We start from the raw sequence: 15,604 nt of genomic DNA, 5'->3' as shown, positions 1-15,604 counted from the left end.
GAAGAAGCCCGCGCCGGTCCCGCCTCGGCCCGGCGCGGCGGAAAGCGATCCCTTACTGTCTCGACCTCGATCGCTTCAAGCCCGTCAGCGACGTCCACGGCCATGCGGCGGGCGACGCCCTGCTGGTGCAGGCGGCCAAGCGCATGCTGGCCGAACTGCGCCCGACCACGGCTATCCTATCTACAGCCTCATCCTGAGGTGCCCGCGCCAGCGGGCCTCGAAGGATCCTCCAGAGCCCGCCGCGCGATGCCTGGAGCACCCTTCGAGGCTCCGCGACGCTCCGGCGCCTCAGGATGAGGGGCGAGATGGGATCACCGCAGTCAAACAGGCTCTGATACCGTTTCCGATTGATCGCTTCGGGTTTCGCCACAACTCCGTCATCGCGAGCGGCAGTGAAGCGATCCAGGACGCGAAAGGTCCGGAAAGGTCGCGCCCTGGATGGCCACGGCTTCGCCTCGCAATGACGCAGGAGAGGCCGAAGTCATCAACTGAATGTCATATGACAGGCCGCTGAAAAACTCTGGCGAGGCAGATAGACCTTCTCCCGACCGACCGGGGCTCGGTTGGAGGCGGCGACCCGCACATGGCAGCCGCGGGTCGCCGCTGCCCGCCGGCAACGCCAGTCGGCCGGCGGAGAAGTTCCTGCTCCTGTCCGGGACTTCTTCGGCAGCCTGCCAAAGGGATGGCCCCTTTCGAAACCCGGGGGATCAGGCCGCCTCGCGCTCCGGCACGAACCGGCGGCGGGCGTTCTCCCACCAACTGCGCCGGCGCTGCGCCTCGGCCTCCGCCGCCTTGGCGGCGTAGAAGGAGGCGTTGTGCTCCCCGCGCAGGGCTTCGCGGGTGAAGCGGATCAGGTGGTGGGCGACGAAGCCCATGTTGAACACCGCCTCGATCTGCCCGCGCTTCAGGGCGTGGCCCGCCGCCTGCCAGAACGGCCGGCGGTAGTCGGAGAAGAGGCCCACCCGGGTGATGATGTTGAAGCCGAGGATCAGGCCGCGGCGCAGGTTCGTCTTCGTCAGCTTGCCCTTCGTCGGGGTGGCGATGCGGTTGCCGTAGGTCACGTCGCACTGGTGCTTGAAGCGCTCGAAGAGCTGTTCGGGCGCGTAGGCGTGGGCGATGGCCCGGCGCCAGCTTCCCACCACCGTGTCGTGCGGGCGCTTGAACAGCACGTTCGATTCGAGGCTGGCGTCGTGGACGAGCCGGCCCTCGCGCTCCAGCCGGTCCCAGAGCGGGGTCTTGGGCAGCGCCTGGAGCAGGTTGATCGTCAGCACCGGAATCGCCGACCGGTCGATGAAGTCGATCAGGTTCTGCTCGGATTTGTCGGTATCCGAGTCGAGCCCGAGGATGATGCCCGAGGTCACCTCCAGCCCGTAGGAATTGAGCGTTTGGATCGCCTCGTACATCGGCACGGCGGCGTTGTGGGTCTTGTCGATGCCCTTCAGCGCGTCGGCCTCCGGTGTCTCGATGCCGACGAACACCGTCATGAAGTTGGCCTGCCGCATCAGTTCGAGGATCTCGGGCTGCTTGGCCATGTTCAGCGTCGCCTCGCAGGCGAACTGGAGCGGGTAGCCGTTCTCCTTCTGCCACTCCACCAGATGCGGCAGCATCTCGCGGGTCGCCTTGCGGTTGCCGATGAAGTTGTCGTCGACGAAGTAGACCACCGCCGGGTGGCCCGGCTGGCTGACGATGGCGTCCAACTCGGCGCACATCTGCTCCGGGCTCTTCAGCCGCGGCTGCCGGCCGTAGAGCTGCGGGATGTCGCAGAACTCGCAGCGATAGGGGCAGCCCGAGGAGAATTGCAGCGAGCCGATCAGGTAGCGCTTGAGCGGCACCGCCTCGTAGGCCGGGGCCGGGAAGTCGGCCAGCGCCAGCCGGTCCTTGGTGTCGAGCACGATCTGGCCTGCCGGACGCGTCAGGTCGCGGTCCAAAATCTCGATCAGCCGGTCGGTGGCGTCGCCGATCTCGCCGACATGGAGGTAGTCGAAGTCCGGGTACTTCTCCGGCGCGCCGGAGACGGAGGGGCCGCCGAGCACCGCGACCTTGCCGGCTTCGTGCGCCCGCCGGCCGATGTCGTGGATCTGGCCCTCCTGGATGTGCATCCCCGAGACGAACACCGCGTCGGCCCAGGCGAAATCCTGCGGCGAGGCGGGCCGGATGTTCTCATCGACGAAGCGGCATTCCCAGCTCTCGGGCATGTAGGCCGCGATCACCAGGAGGCCCTGGGGCGGCATGAACGCCTTGACCCCGCCCATCAGCGGATAGGCGTGGGAGAAGGTGCCGAAGGACGGCGTGTAGGCGGGGAAGACGCACAGGACGCGCCGGCGGGACGAGACGGGAAGGGGGCATCGCATGGTCCCCTATCTAGCACAGCCCGTCGCGTTGGCGTCCCCTCTTTGGCGCGACACGATGCTTGCGGGCACCTGAATCCGGCTCTTGGACCGAAGCTCCGCCGCACGACGCGTGCGAGCCCGCCGCCCGGGCCCGGCGCTCCCGCGATTTGGTGCGGCTTCGAGGACACATCCGGGTCCTGAAACGGCAGCGGCGGCAGTGGCATGCGGCGAATGCATGCGGAAAGCCGCTCGATCCGGCGAAGTCTGCGCCCGCCGACGCTTGCCCGTGACGATTTCGCCTCTCACCGCCCCGATCACGCGATTCCTGCGCAACCCGTCCGGGCAGATGGTCGTCGAAAAAACGGCCAATCGAGATGGTTCAAAGATACAGTAAATCACATTATGACGTCACTTTTATGACGAAATAAACTTGCAAAACATCGGATTAATTGGCGTTATCGCCCGTAATACAAATAATGTGTCTGATTAATCCTCGTGTTTTGTCGCGAATTACTTTTAATCCTTCCAGCCCGGTGCTATCGGCCAAGCATGGCTGTGGGACGCGCCGCCGGGGTCGCTAAGCGATTGAGCCGACTAACGACTTCGCCGGTCTCCGCGCCTTCCGTGGTGCGTGCGGCGAGGATGTTCCGTTCGGCCGATCGGCGTGCGTGCTGCGCCTGACGATTGGCAACCGAAGGCTGGGCGCATTCCGGCACAACACGGCGAGCGTCATCACGCCGGCCCGGAATGCGGCTAAAGGGGGTTCGAGAGATGAAACGACGTCTTCTGACCGCGCTGCTCTTGTCGAGTGCCCTGGTGCTGCCGGGCACGCAGGCCCGGGCCCAGACGGTCGCGGAGCTGCAGCGCCAGATCAATGAGCTGAAGGCGATGATCAAGGCGCAGGCCGAGGCGCAGGGCAGGGGGCCCCGGCGTGCGGGCCCCGTCGCCACGCGGCCCGCGAACGCCCGCACCACCGATGCCGGCACCTTCCCGGCGGCCGGCCGGCCGATCGAATCCGCGGTGGCGCAGCCGGCCGTTCCCGGCCTGGTTCCCCACCGCTTCGCCATCGACGAACCGGAAACGTGGTACGACGCCCTGGTGCCGCCCGCGCCGCAACTGCTCGAAGACGGGCCGAACCATGCGTCCCGGCCCAAGACCTGGTTCGAGCGCCTGTCGCTGCGCGGCTACACGCAGTTGCGCGGCAACGAGTTCCTGTCCGGCGACGACACCGCTCCGGCCGGCCTCTCGCGCCTGCGCTCCGTCCACGACAGCAGCATCAGCGACCGCAGCAACTTCCTCTTCCGCCGGGTGCGCCTGATCCTGCAAGGCGACATCCACGAGCGGGTGTTCATCTACATCCAGCCCGACTTCGCTGTCGGCGTGAGCGATCGCCAGCACTTCACGCAGTTGCGCGACGCCTACGCGGACGTGTTCCTCGACGATGAGCGCCGCACCCGCCTGCGCTTCGGCCAGCAGAAGGTGCAGTATGGCTGGGAAAACCTGCAATCCTCGCAGAACCGCCTCACGCTCGACCGCTCCGATGCGATCAACAGCGCGGTGCCCGGCGAGCGCGACATCGGTATCTCGTTCTACTACACGCCCTGGCACGTGCAGCGCATCTGGGACCGCTTGGCCAAGGGCGGACAGAAGCTGTTCGGCAATTACGGCGCCTTCGGCGTCGGCATCTACAACGGCCAGACCATCAATCGGCTCGAGGGCAACAAGGACCTGATGACGGTCATGATGGCGACCTGGCCGTTCGAGCTCGACGGGCTGGGCGACATCTTCAAGGGGCAGGTGCTGGAGGTCGGCGGCTCGGCCTACCGCAACCGCTTCAGGCCCGAGGTCGTCGGCACGACACTCGGCAACGGCTACGACGACGAACGCGTCGGCCTGCACGCGATCCTGTATCCGCAGCCCTTCGGTCTCCAGGCGGAGTGGAACTGGGGCCGCGGCCCGGAATACGATCCCATCGCCCGGGCGATCCAGACCAAGCCGCTCCAGGGCGGCTACGTCCAGGCGATGTACAAGGTCGACCACTCCCCGGTCGGCCCGTTCATGCCCTACGCCCGCTGGCAGACCTACGATGGCGGCTGGAAGGTCGGCACGAACGCCCCGCGGCTCGATACCGACGAGTTCGAGTTGGGCATCGAGTTCCAGCCGATCAAGGCGGTCGAACTCACCCTGGCCTACGCCAACATGAAGCGGCGCGAGGCCAATGTCGGACGCTTCGGCCGGGCCGAAGGCGACCTGTTCCGCGGCCAGTTGCAGATCAACTACTGATCGGCGCCGGGCGGCATCCGGTCGATCCCTTCGGGAAGGCGGGTGGCCCCCTCCCCAGGGCGCCGCGCGGACGTGACGACCGGGCCCGCCGCTTCGGTCGGGCGGCGGGCCGTCGTCACGCCTCGGCCTGCTTCGACAGGACGGTGGTGCGCCCGGCGCCTTTGCCGCCCTCCGCATCCGGGTTGCGCAATTCGCGCATGCCCGGCAGATGGCCGTCCACGACGAAGACGAGCACGCTCAGCACCGGCAGCAGCTTCGAGGCCATCGCCCGAAACATCCTCAACGCCTGCCCTCAAAGCTCGGGCGCGGCGGTGTAGGCCGGCTTCCGCCTCCACGCGGATGCGCTGGCGCACACGGGGGGGCGGTGCCGGGGCCGGTGTCGCGGACGACAGCGCGAGCGGACGGTGGCGCGCGGGCCTGCCCCGCATCCCCGCCCGATGCGCCTCGATGCGCCCTTGCCTGCGACGGAAAAGTCGCGGTGCGGGACTTGGCAGGCGGCTTGCACGCCGCTATAGACCGCGCTCCACGAATTCACCCATTGGAAGGGATCGGCCGATCGGTCGGTTTCCGTTCGAGATGCCGCCCGGGCGACCGGGCGGTGATGGCCGGAAGGGACTTGGGGCAGCGGCTCCGAGCGCCGTTTCCGGCTATGTCCTGTCCGAGACTGCAGGCGCCGGGCAACCGGCTTAATCGGCGACAGCCTGCACAGACGGGGAAGACCGAATTTTGACACACCTCGCTTCGGGGCCGACCGGCACCGGAGGGAGGCATCGGTTTGAACCAATCTCACCCGCGAGGCGCCTTCACGGGCGCTTCAAGGGGACAGGGCCGTGAGACGTCGCCCGGGCGACGGTTCCGGCTTCTCAGCCGAGATCCGTTCCGGGCGGCAAGTGCAACCGGCGGACCTGTCTCAGGTTCCGCCAACCGGAGAGAGCACCAGTGGACCGGACAGCTAAAGCTGATCTCGTCTCGACGCTCAACGGCGTGTTCACCGCGAACGCCGTCGTCGTCGTGGCCCACTACAAGGGCCTCACGGTCGCCGACATGCAGAAGCTGCGCTCGCAGATGAAGCAGGCCGGCGCCACCGTGAAGGTCGCCAAGAACCGGCTCGCCAGCATCGCTCTCGATGGCACGGACGTCGCCTCCATCAAGCCCCTCCTGAAGGGCCCGACCCTGCTCGCCTATTCGAGCGATCCGGTCGCGGCCGCCAAGGTTGCGGTGGACTTCGCCAAGACGAACGAAAAGCTCGTGATTCTCGGCGGCGCCATGGGAACGACTGCCCTGAACCCGGACGGCGTGAAGGCGCTCGCCTCGCTCCCGTCCCTCGACGAACTGCGCGCCAAGCTCGTGGGCCTCATCCAGGCTCCCGCGACCAAGGTCGCCCAGGTCGTCAACGCGCCGGCGGCCAAGCTCGCCCGCGTGTTCGGGGCCTATGCCAAGAAGGACGAGGCGGCCTGAGCCGTTTCCCCCTAGCGAAACCATCCGTTCAAACCGATATACGCAAAGGACATTCACATGGCTGATCTCGCCAAGATCGTCGAGGATCTCTCCTCGCTGACCGTTCTCGAGGCCGCCGAGCTCGCCAAGCTCCTCGAGGAGAAGTGGGGCGTCTCGGCCGCTGCCGCCGTCGCCGTCGCCGCCGGCCCGGCCGGGGGTGGTGCCGCCGCCCCGGCCGCCGAGGAGCAGACCGAGTTCACCGTCGTCCTGGCCGCGGCCGGCGACAAGAAGATCGAGGTCATCAAGGAGGTCCGCGCGATCACCGGCCTCGGCCTCAAGGAGGCCAAGGACCTCGTCGAGGGCGCCCCGAAGCCGGTCAAGGAGTCGGTGGCCAAGGACGAGGCCGAGAAGATCAAGGCCCAGCTCGAGAAGGCCGGCGCCAAGGTCGAGCTCAAGTAATCCGTCGATGGGCCGTTCCCGGCCCATCGCATCCGGCGCGCGCTCCTCGGAGGTGCGCCGGCCAGACGCCCGCGGGCTCCGGCTCGCGGGCTAACGCCGCTTCGGGCGGCCGCGGTTCCCGAGGGCGGGCGCGCGCGGCGATACGGAAGACGAATTCGGTTCGGGTGGGCCGACCGTCCGGCGGGGCGGCCCTTCGAGCCCGGTGACGGGAGGTGTTTCGCCTTCCCCGGGCACCCTACGCTGAGGTGGTGGAGCGAGGTCTCATGGCCAATACGCTGGTCGGTCGCAAGCGCATTCGCAAGTTCTTCGGCAAGATCCGGGAAGTCGCCGAGATGCCGAACCTCATCGAGGTTCAGAAGGCGTCCTACGACCAGTTCCTGATGGTGGACGAGCCGGAAGGCGGACGCGCCGACGAGGGCCTCCAGAGCGTCTTCAAGTCGGTGTTCCCGATCTCGGACTTCGCCTCGACGGCGCTCTTGGAGTTCGTGCGCTACACCTTCGAGGCGCCGAAATACGACGTCGACGAGTGCCGCCAGCGCGGCATCACTTTCGCGGCCCCGCTCAAGGTGACGCTGCGCCTGATCGTGTTCGACGTGGATCCCGACACCGGCGCCAAGTCGGTCAAGGACATCAAGGAGCAGGACGTCTACATGGGCGACATGCCGCTCATGACGGACAACGGCACCTTCATCGTCAACGGCACCGAGCGCGTCATCGTCTCGCAGATGCACCGCTCTCCGGGCGTGTTCTTCGACCACGACAAGGGCAAGACGCACTCCTCGGGCAAGCTGCTGTTTGCCGCCCGCATCATCCCCTATCGGGGTTCCTGGCTCGACGTCGAGTTCGACGCCAAGGACATCGTGCACGTGCGCATCGACCGCAAGCGCAAGCTGCCGGTGACCTCGCTGCTGTTCGCGCTCGGCCTCGACGGCGAGGAGATCCTCTCGACCTTCTACAACCGCGTCACCTACGAGCGGGACGGGGCGGACTGGCGCGTGCCGTTCGACGCCGAGCGTCTGAAGGGCTTCAAGGCCTCCGTCGACCTCATCGACGCCGATTCCGGCGAGGTGGTGCTGGAGGCGGGCAAGAAGCTCAACGCCCGCAACGCCCGCCTGATCGCCGAGAAGGGCACCAAGTTCCTGCGTGCGACCGACGAGGATCTCGTCGGCCAGTACATCGCCGAGGACCTCGTCAACGTGAAGACCGGCGAGATCTGGGCCGAGGCCGGCGACGAGATCTCCGAGAAGCTGCTCAAGGCGCTCGACGAGATCGGCGTCACCGAGATCCCGGTGCTCGACATCGACCACGTCAATGTCGGCCCCTACATCCGCAACACCCTCGCGGTCGACAAGAACTCGGCCCGCGAGGGTGCGCTGTTCGACATCTACCGCGTCATGCGTCCGGGCGAGCCGCCGACGCTCGACACGGCGGAAGCGATGTTCCACTCGCTGTTCTTCGACGCCGAGCGCTACGACCTCTCCGCGGTCGGCCGCGTGAAGATGAACATGCGCCTCGACCTCGACGCCGCCGACACCGTGCGCACGCTGCGCCGCGAGGACATGCTCGCGGTCGTCAAGGCGCTGGTGGACCTGCGCGACGGCAAGGGCGAGATCGACGACATCGACCATCTCGGCAACCGCCGCGTCCGCTCGGTCGGCGAGCTGATGGAGAACCAGTACCGTCTGGGCCTCCTGCGGATGGAGCGCGCCATCAAGGAGCGCATGTCGTCGGTCGACATCGACACGGTGATGCCGCAGGACCTGATCAACGCGAAGCCCGCGGCTGCCGCCGTGCGAGAATTCTTCGGCTCGTCGCAGCTCTCGCAGTTCATGGACCAGACCAACCCGCTGTCGGAGGTGACGCACAAGCGCCGCCTGTCGGCCCTCGGCCCGGGCGGTCTGACCCGCGAGCGTGCCGGCTTCGAGGTGCGCGACGTGCACCCGACCCACTACGGCCGCATCTGCCCGATCGAGACGCCGGAGGGCCCGAATATCGGCCTGATCAACTCGCTGGCGACCTTCGCCCGCGTCAACAAGTACGGCTTCATCGAGACGCCGTTCCGCCGGGTGAAGGACGGCGTGGTGACCGACGAGGTCGCCTACCTCTCCGCCATGGAGGAGGCGAAGTACTACGTCGCCCAGGCCAATGCCGGCATGGACGCGGCGCGCCGGCTGACGGACGACCTCGTGGTCTGCCGCCGCGCGGGCGAGGTCATCGTGGTTGCCCCCGACCGCGTGGACCTCATGGACGTGAGCCCGAAGCAGCTCGTCTCGGTCGCAGCGGCCTTGATCCCGTTCCTCGAGAACGACGACGCCAACCGCGCGCTGATGGGCTCGAACATGCAGCGCCAGGCGGTGCCGCTGGTTCGCGCCGACGCGCCCTTCGTCGGCACCGGCATGGAGGCCGTGGTCGCCCGCGATTCCGGCGCCGCCATCGCCGCCCGCCGCTCCGGCATCGTCGATCAGGTGGACGCCACCCGTATCGTCATCCGCGCCACGGAAGAAACGGACCCGACGAAGCCGGGCGTCGACATCTATCGCCTGCAGAAGTTCCAGCGCTCGAACCAGTCGACCTGCATCACGCAGAAGCCGCTGGTGCGCGTCGGCGAGCCGGTGAAGAAGGGCGAGATCATCGCCGACGGACCGTCCACCGAGTTCGGCGAGCTCGCGCTCGGCCGCAACGTGCTCGTCGCGTTCATGCCGTGGAACGGCTACAACTTCGAGGATTCGATCCTGCTCTCCGAGCGGATCGTGAAGGATGACGTGTTCACCTCGATCCACATCGAGGAATTCGAGGTGATGGCCCGCGACACCAAGCTGGGTCCGGAGGAGATCACCCGCGACATCCCGAACGTCTCGGAAGAGGCGCTGAAGAACCTCGACGAGGCCGGCATCGTCTATATCGGCGCCGAGGTGCATGCCGGCGACATCCTCGTCGGCAAGATCACGCCGAAGGGCGAGAGCCCGATGACGCCGGAGGAGAAGCTCCTGCGCGCCATCTTCGGCGAGAAGGCGTCCGACGTGCGCGATACCTCGCTGCGGGTTCCCCCGGGCGTGACCGGCACGATCGTCGAGGTGCGGGTGTTCAACCGCCACGGCGTCGACAAGGACGAGCGCGCGCAGGCCATCGAGCGCGAGGAGATCGAGCGTCTCGCCAAGGACCGCGACGACGAGCAGACCATCCTCGACCGCAACACCTACGCCCGGCTCGCCGAGGTGCTGATCGGTCAGGCGCCGATCGCCGGTCCGAAGGGCTTCCACAAGGACACGACGCTGACCCGGGAGATCATCGGCGAGTATCCCCGCTCGCAATGGTGGCAGTTCGCCGTCGTCGACGACCGTCTGATGACGGAGATCGAGGCGATGCAGAAGCAGTATGACGAGTCGAAGAAGCGCCTCGAACAGCGCTTCCTCGACAAGGTCGAGAAGCTGCAGCGCGGCGACGAGCTGCCTCCCGGCGTCATGAAGATGGTCAAGGTCTTCGTGGCGGTGAAGCGCAAGATCCAGCCCGGCGACAAGATGGCCGGCCGCCACGGCAACAAGGGTGTCGTGTCGCGCATCGTGCCGATCGAGGACATGCCGTTCCTGGAGGACGGGACGCATGCCGACATCGTGCTCAACCCGCTCGGCGTGCCCTCGCGCATGAACGTCGGCCAGATCCTCGAGACCCACCTCGGCTGGGCGGCCGCGGGCCTGGGTCGCAAGGTGTCCAGGGCGGTCGATGCCTATCTGAAGACGCAGGACATCGGCCCGCTCAAGGAGGAGATGAAGGCGATCTACTCCCCCGCGGAGCTGGAAGGCCTGTCGGACGAGGATCTGGCGGAGGCCGGCAACAACGTCCGCCGCGGCGTGCCGATGGCGACCCCCGTGTTCAACGGCGCCAAGGAAGCCGACATCGAGACGATGCTGGAGATGGCCGGGCTCGACCGCTCGGCGCAGTCGACCCTCTACGACGGCCGCACCGGCGAGCCCTTCGACCGCAAGGTCACCATGGGCTACATCTACATGCTGAAGCTGCACCACCTCGTGGACGACAAGATCCACGCGCGCTCGATCGGCCCGTACTCGCTCGTCACCCAGCAGCCGCTGGGCGGCAAGGCGCAGTTCGGCGGCCAGCGCTTCGGCGAGATGGAGGTCTGGGCGCTGGAGGCCTACGGCGCGGCCTACACGCTGCAGGAGATGCTGACGGTGAAGTCGGACGACGTGGCCGGCCGCACCAAGGTCTACGAGGCGATCGTCCGCGGCGACGACACCTTCGAGGCCGGCATCCCCGAATCCTTCAACGTGCTCGTCAAGGAGATGCGCTCGCTCGGCCTCAACGTCGAGCTGACCAACTCCAAGCAGCAGGCGGCCAACGACCAGATCGAGCCGCCGGCCGACGCCGCCGAGTAACGACCGGGTTCACCTCCCGCGGCGGTGCCTCTCGCGAGGCGCCGCCGCGGTCGAGCGGGAAGGGGCGGAGCCTTCCGACCGACGACGGCCAGCGGCGCTCCGGACGAGCGCGGCGCCATGAGGATCAAGCCGGGACTGCCCAGGCGCGGGGCAGCCGGCGAGCAAGGAGCGGATCATGAACCAAGAGGTCATGAACCTTTTCAATCAGCAGGCCCAGCCGCAGAGCTTCGACCAGATCAAGATCTCGATCTCGTCGCCGGAAAAAATCCTCTCGTGGTCCTACGGCGAGATCAAGAAGCCCGAGACGATCAACTACCGCACCTTCAAGCCCGAGCGCGACGGCCTGTTCTGCGCGCGCATCTTCGGGCCGATCAAGGACTACGAGTGCTTGTGCGGCAAGTACAAGCGCATGAAGTACAAGGGCGTCATCTGCGAGAAGTGCGGCGTCGAGGTCACCCTCGCGCGCGTGCGGCGCGACCGCATGGGCCATATCGAGCTGGCCGCCCCCGTCGCGCATATCTGGTTCCTGAAGTCGCTGCCGAGCCGCATCGGCCTGCTGCTCGACATGGCGCTCAAGGATCTCGAGCGAATCCTGTACTTCGAGTCCTACGTCGTCATCGAGCCGGGCCTCACCCCCCTCAAGGAGCGTCAGCTCCTGTCGGAGGAGGAGTACCTGCGCGCGCAGGAGGAGTACGGCGAGGATTCGTTCACGGCGATGATCGGCGCCGAGGCGATCCGGCGCATCCTGCAGGAACTCGACCTCGAAGGCATCGCGACCGCGCTCAAGGAGGAGATCGCGACGACGACCTCCGAACTGAAGCCCAAGAAGCTGATGAAGCGCCTCAAGATCATCGAGGCGTTCCAGCTCTCCGGCAACCGCCCCGAGTGGATGATCCTGACGGTCGTGCCGGTCATCCCGCCGGACCTGCGCCCGCTGGTGCCGCTGGACGGCGGCCGCTTCGCGACCTCCGACCTCAACGACCTCTATCGCCGCGTCATCAACCGCAACAACCGCCTGAAGCGGCTGATCGAGCTGCGTGCGCCCGACATCATCATCCGCAACGAGAAGCGCATGCTTCAGGAGGCGGTCGATGCGCTGTTCGACAACGGCCGCCGCGGCCGCGTCATCACGGGTGCCAACAAGCGTCCGCTGAAGTCGCTCGCCGACATGCTGAAGGGCAAGCAGGGCCGCTTCCGCCAGAACCTGCTCGGCAAGCGCGTCGACTACTCGGGCCGCTCGGTCATCGTGGTCGGCCCGGAGTTGAAGCTGCACCAGTGCGGCCTGCCGAAGAAGATGGCGCTGGAGCTGTTCAAGCCGTTCATCTACGCGCGCCTCGACGCCAAGGGCTTTTCCGCGACCGTCAAACAAGCAAAAAAACTCGTCGAGAAGGAAAAGCCGGAGGTCTGGGACATCCTCGATGAGGTCATCCGCGAGCATCCCGTCATGCTCAACCGCGCGCCGACGCTGCACCGGCTGGGCATCCAGGCGTTCGAGCCGAAGCTGATCGAGGGCAAGGCGATCCAGCTCCACCCGCTGGTCTGCGCCGCGTTCAACGCCGACTTCGACGGCGACCAGATGGCCGTGCACGTCCCCCTGAGCCTCGAGGCCCAGTTGGAGGCGCGCGTCCTGATGATGTCGACCAACAACATCCTGCACCCGGCCAACGGCCAGCCGATCATCGTGCCGTCGCAGGACATCGTTCTCGGCCTCTACTACCTCTCGATCGTCGCCGACGGCGCGGTCGGCGAGCACAAGGCCGGCGACAGGAACAACCCGATGCAGGGCGTGTTCGGCGATATCGGTCAGCTCGAGCACGCGCTCGCGGCCAAGACCGTGTCGCTGCACTCGAAGATCAAGTGGCGCTGGCGCGGCCTCGGGCCGGACGGCGAGCCCGTGTCGAAGATCTACGACACGACCCCGGGCCGCGTGATCCTGTCCGGCGTGCTGCCGCGGCACCCGAAGGTGCCCTTCGACGTCGTCAACAAGCTGATGACGAAGAAGGAGATCTCGGCGATGATCGACACCGTCTACCGCCACTGCGGTCAGAAGGAATCGGTGATCTTCTGCGACCGCATCATGGCGCTTGGCTTCAGCCACGCCTTCCGCGCCGGCATCTCGTTCGGCAAGGACGATATGGTCGTGCCGGAGAACAAGTGGTCGATCGTCGACGACACCCGCGCGCTGGTGAAGGATTACGAGCAGCAGTACAACGACGGCCTGATCACCCAGGGCGAGAAGTACAACAAGGTCGTCGATGCCTGGGCGAAGTGTTCCGACAAGCTCGCCGCCGAGATGATGGGCCGGATCTCCGCCGTCCAGAAGGACGACAAGGGGGCCGACCGTCAGGTCAACTCGATCTACATGATGAGCCACTCGGGCGCCCGCGGTTCGCCGGCGCAGATGAAGCAGCTCGCGGCGATGCGCGGCCTCATGGCCAAGCCCTCGGGCGAGATCATCGAGACCCCGATCATCTCGAACTTCAAGGAAGGCCTCGACGTTCTCGAGTACTTCAACTCCACCCACGGCGCCCGCAAGGGCCTCGCGGACACGGCGCTGAAGACCGCGAATTCCGGGTATCTCACCCGCCGCCTCGTCGACGTGGCGCAGGACGCCGTGATCCGCGAGACGGATTGCGGCACCACCAACGGCATCAAGATGCGCGCCATCATCGATGCCGGCCAGGTCGTCGCCCCGCTCGCCATCCGCATCCTGGGCCGTGCCGCGGCCGAGGATCTGGTGGCGAGCGACGGCAGCGTCATCGTCGCGACCGGCGAGACGATCGAGGAGCGCCACCTGCCGGCGATCAACGCCGCCGGCATCCAGGAGGTGAAGATCCGCTCGGTGCTGGTCTGCCAGACCAAGAGCGGCGTCTGCGCCACCTGCTACGGGCGCGACCTCGCCCGCGGCACGCCCGTCAACATGGGCGAGGCCGTCGGCGTCATCGCGGCGCAGTCGATCGGCGAGCCGGGCACCCAGCTCACCATGCGCACCTTCCACATCGGCGGCGCGGCGCAGATCGCGGATTCGTCCTTCATCGAGTCGAGCTTCGAGGGCACGATCCGCATCCGCAACCGGTCGCTGGCCAAGAACTCGGACGGCGACCTCATCGCCACCGGCCGCTCGGTCGCGGTGGTGATCGTCGGTTCCGACGGCACCGAGCGGGCGGTCCACCGCCTGCAATACGGCGCCAAGGTGCGCGTGGACGAGGGCGACACGATCAAGCGCGGGCAGCGGATCGCCGAGTGGGATCCCTACACCCGTCCGATCGTCGCCGAGGTGGACGGCATCGTCGGCTACGAGGATCTCTACGACGGTCAGTCCATCACCGAGACCACCGACGAGTCGACCGGCATCGCCAAGCGCGTCGTCATCGACTGGCGCGGCTCGGCCCGCACCTCCGACCTGAAGCCGGCGATGCTGGTGCTGGATCGGGACGGCAAGGCGGTGAAGCTGCCGCGCGGCTCGGATGCCCGCTACTTCCTGCCGGTCGATGCCATCATCGGTCTCGATCCGGGGGCGAAGGTGAAGGCCGGCGACGTGCTCGCCCGCGTCTCGACGGAATCGGCCAAGACCCGCGACATCACCGGCGGTCTGCCGCGGGTGGCGGAGCTGTTCGAGGCACGTCGCCCGAAGGATGCGGCGATCATCGCCGAGAAGTCCGGCTCGATCCAGTTCGGCCGCGACTACAAGAACAAGCGTCGCCTGACGCTGACGCCGCACGACGGTTCGGAGCCGGTCGAGTACCTGATCCCCAAGGGCAAGCACATCCACCTGCAGGACGGGGACGTGGTCGAGCTCGGCGACTACATCGTCGACGGCAACCCGGCGCCGCACGACATCCTGGCGATCAAGGGCGTGGAGGAGCTGGCCGCCTACCTCGTCAACGAGATCCAGGAGGTCTACCGGCTCCAGGGCGTGTCGATCAACGACAAGCACATCGAGGTCATCGTCCGGCAGATGCTGCAGAAGGTGGAGATCACCGACGGCGGCGATTCCGACATCCTCACCGGCGACCAGATCGACCGGACGGAACTCGCCGAGTTCAACGAGAAGCTGCTCGCCGAGGGCAAGAAGCCGATCCAGGGCGTGCCCGTCCTGCTCGGCATCACCAAGGCGAGCCTGCAGACCAAGTCGTTCATCTCGGCGGCCTCGTTCCAGGAGACCACCCGCGTCCTCACGGAGGCGGCGGTCAACGGCAAGGTCGACACCCTGGAAGGCCTCAAGGAGAACGTCATCGTCGGTTCGCTCATCCCGGCCGGCACCGGCTCGCTCGCGGCGGACATCCGCTCCATCGCCCGCCGCCGCGACAGCCTGATCCTGCAGCAGCGCTCCGCCGAGAACGCGGCCAACGCCGCCGAGCTCAGCGAGTTGCCCCCGGCCGCGGCCGAGTAATCGGTCGCTCCCTTCGGGACCACGACATGAAAAGGCCCCGGCTCGCGAGAGCCGGGGCGCTTGCCCAGCTATCCCGCCGAGCGGACGATACGGCATCCGGTTGGTGTTCGGGCTCTCCTCCGCCATCGCGAGGCTCGGCGCCAGCAATCCAGGGCGCGCCCTTTTCGGAGATGTCGCGCCCTGGATTGTACGTTGGGTTTGTCGGTCTTTTCCGGCGACGGAACCGGAGCGACAACGGGAGGGCCGCCGGCGGGATCGCTTCTGGATCGACTGCGAGGTCGCAAGCAATCTTGATCCGTCGGCGGCGCCTC

The 15,604-nt window shown here is 67.1% G+C and carries 8 protein-coding genes; 6 read left to right on the top strand and 2 right to left on the bottom strand.

Features of this window, described 5'->3' with window-relative positions:
* Positions 1-47 precede the first annotated feature (47 nt).
* Entirely contained in the window at positions 48-197 is a 150-nt protein-coding gene (locus tag PGN25_22720; protein MEH3120317.1) for a diguanylate cyclase, read from the top strand.
* Between the two features lie 510 nt (positions 198-707).
* Here PGN25_22720 and PGN25_22715 read toward each other — a convergent pair.
* Positions 708-2,351 carry a B12-binding domain-containing radical SAM protein gene (locus PGN25_22715; protein MEH3120316.1) on the bottom strand — a complete coding sequence of 548 codons (1,644 nt, stop codon included), beginning with the start codon at positions 2,349-2,351 and terminating at the stop codon, positions 708-710.
* Positions 2,352-3,101: 750 nt separating this feature from the next.
* On the opposite strand from PGN25_22715, the gene PGN25_22710 reads away from it, so the two are divergent.
* Entirely contained in the window at positions 3,102-4,613 is a 1,512-nt protein-coding gene (locus tag PGN25_22710) for a porin (GenBank protein ID MEH3120315.1), read from the top strand.
* Between the two features lie 115 nt (positions 4,614-4,728).
* Here the strand turns inward: PGN25_22710 and PGN25_22705 are convergent, their stop codons facing one another.
* The gene (locus tag PGN25_22705; protein ID MEH3120314.1) at positions 4,729-4,878 is read right to left on the bottom strand and encodes a hypothetical protein; all 150 of its coding nucleotides are present in this window, start codon (positions 4,876-4,878) and stop codon (positions 4,729-4,731) included.
* A 674-nt stretch (positions 4,879-5,552) separates the two neighbouring features.
* Here PGN25_22705 and rplJ point away from each other — a divergent pair.
* The 4 genes from rplJ to rpoC all read left to right on the top strand — a co-directional run bounded on the left by rplJ (position 5,553) and on the right by rpoC (position 15,293).
* A complete protein-coding gene (gene rplJ, locus PGN25_22700; GenBank protein MEH3120313.1) occupies positions 5,553-6,071 on the top strand; it encodes a 50S ribosomal protein L10 in 519 nt (172 codons plus the stop codon).
* Between the two features lie 57 nt (positions 6,072-6,128).
* Positions 6,129-6,509, top strand: coding sequence for a 50S ribosomal protein L7/L12 (rplL, locus tag PGN25_22695; GenBank protein ID MEH3120312.1), 381 nt, complete (start codon positions 6,129-6,131; stop codon positions 6,507-6,509).
* A 263-nt stretch (positions 6,510-6,772) separates the two neighbouring features.
* On the top strand, positions 6,773-10,900 hold the full coding sequence (gene rpoB / locus PGN25_22690; protein ID MEH3120311.1) for a DNA-directed RNA polymerase subunit beta: 4,128 nt from the start codon (positions 6,773-6,775) through the stop codon (positions 10,898-10,900).
* A gap of 175 nt (positions 10,901-11,075) precedes the next feature.
* The gene (gene rpoC, locus PGN25_22685) at positions 11,076-15,293 is read left to right on the top strand and encodes a DNA-directed RNA polymerase subunit beta' (protein MEH3120310.1); all 4,218 of its coding nucleotides are present in this window, start codon (positions 11,076-11,078) and stop codon (positions 15,291-15,293) included.
* Positions 15,294-15,604 lie beyond the last annotated feature (311 nt).

It is taken from the genome of Methylorubrum populi (genome assembly GCA_036946625.1).
In the GTDB taxonomy this organism is placed as follows: Bacteria; Pseudomonadota; Alphaproteobacteria; order Rhizobiales; family Beijerinckiaceae; genus Methylobacterium; species Methylobacterium populi_C.
The sequence above is the reverse complement of the archived record's forward strand: the minus strand, read 5'-3'. Positions and strand labels throughout refer to the sequence as shown.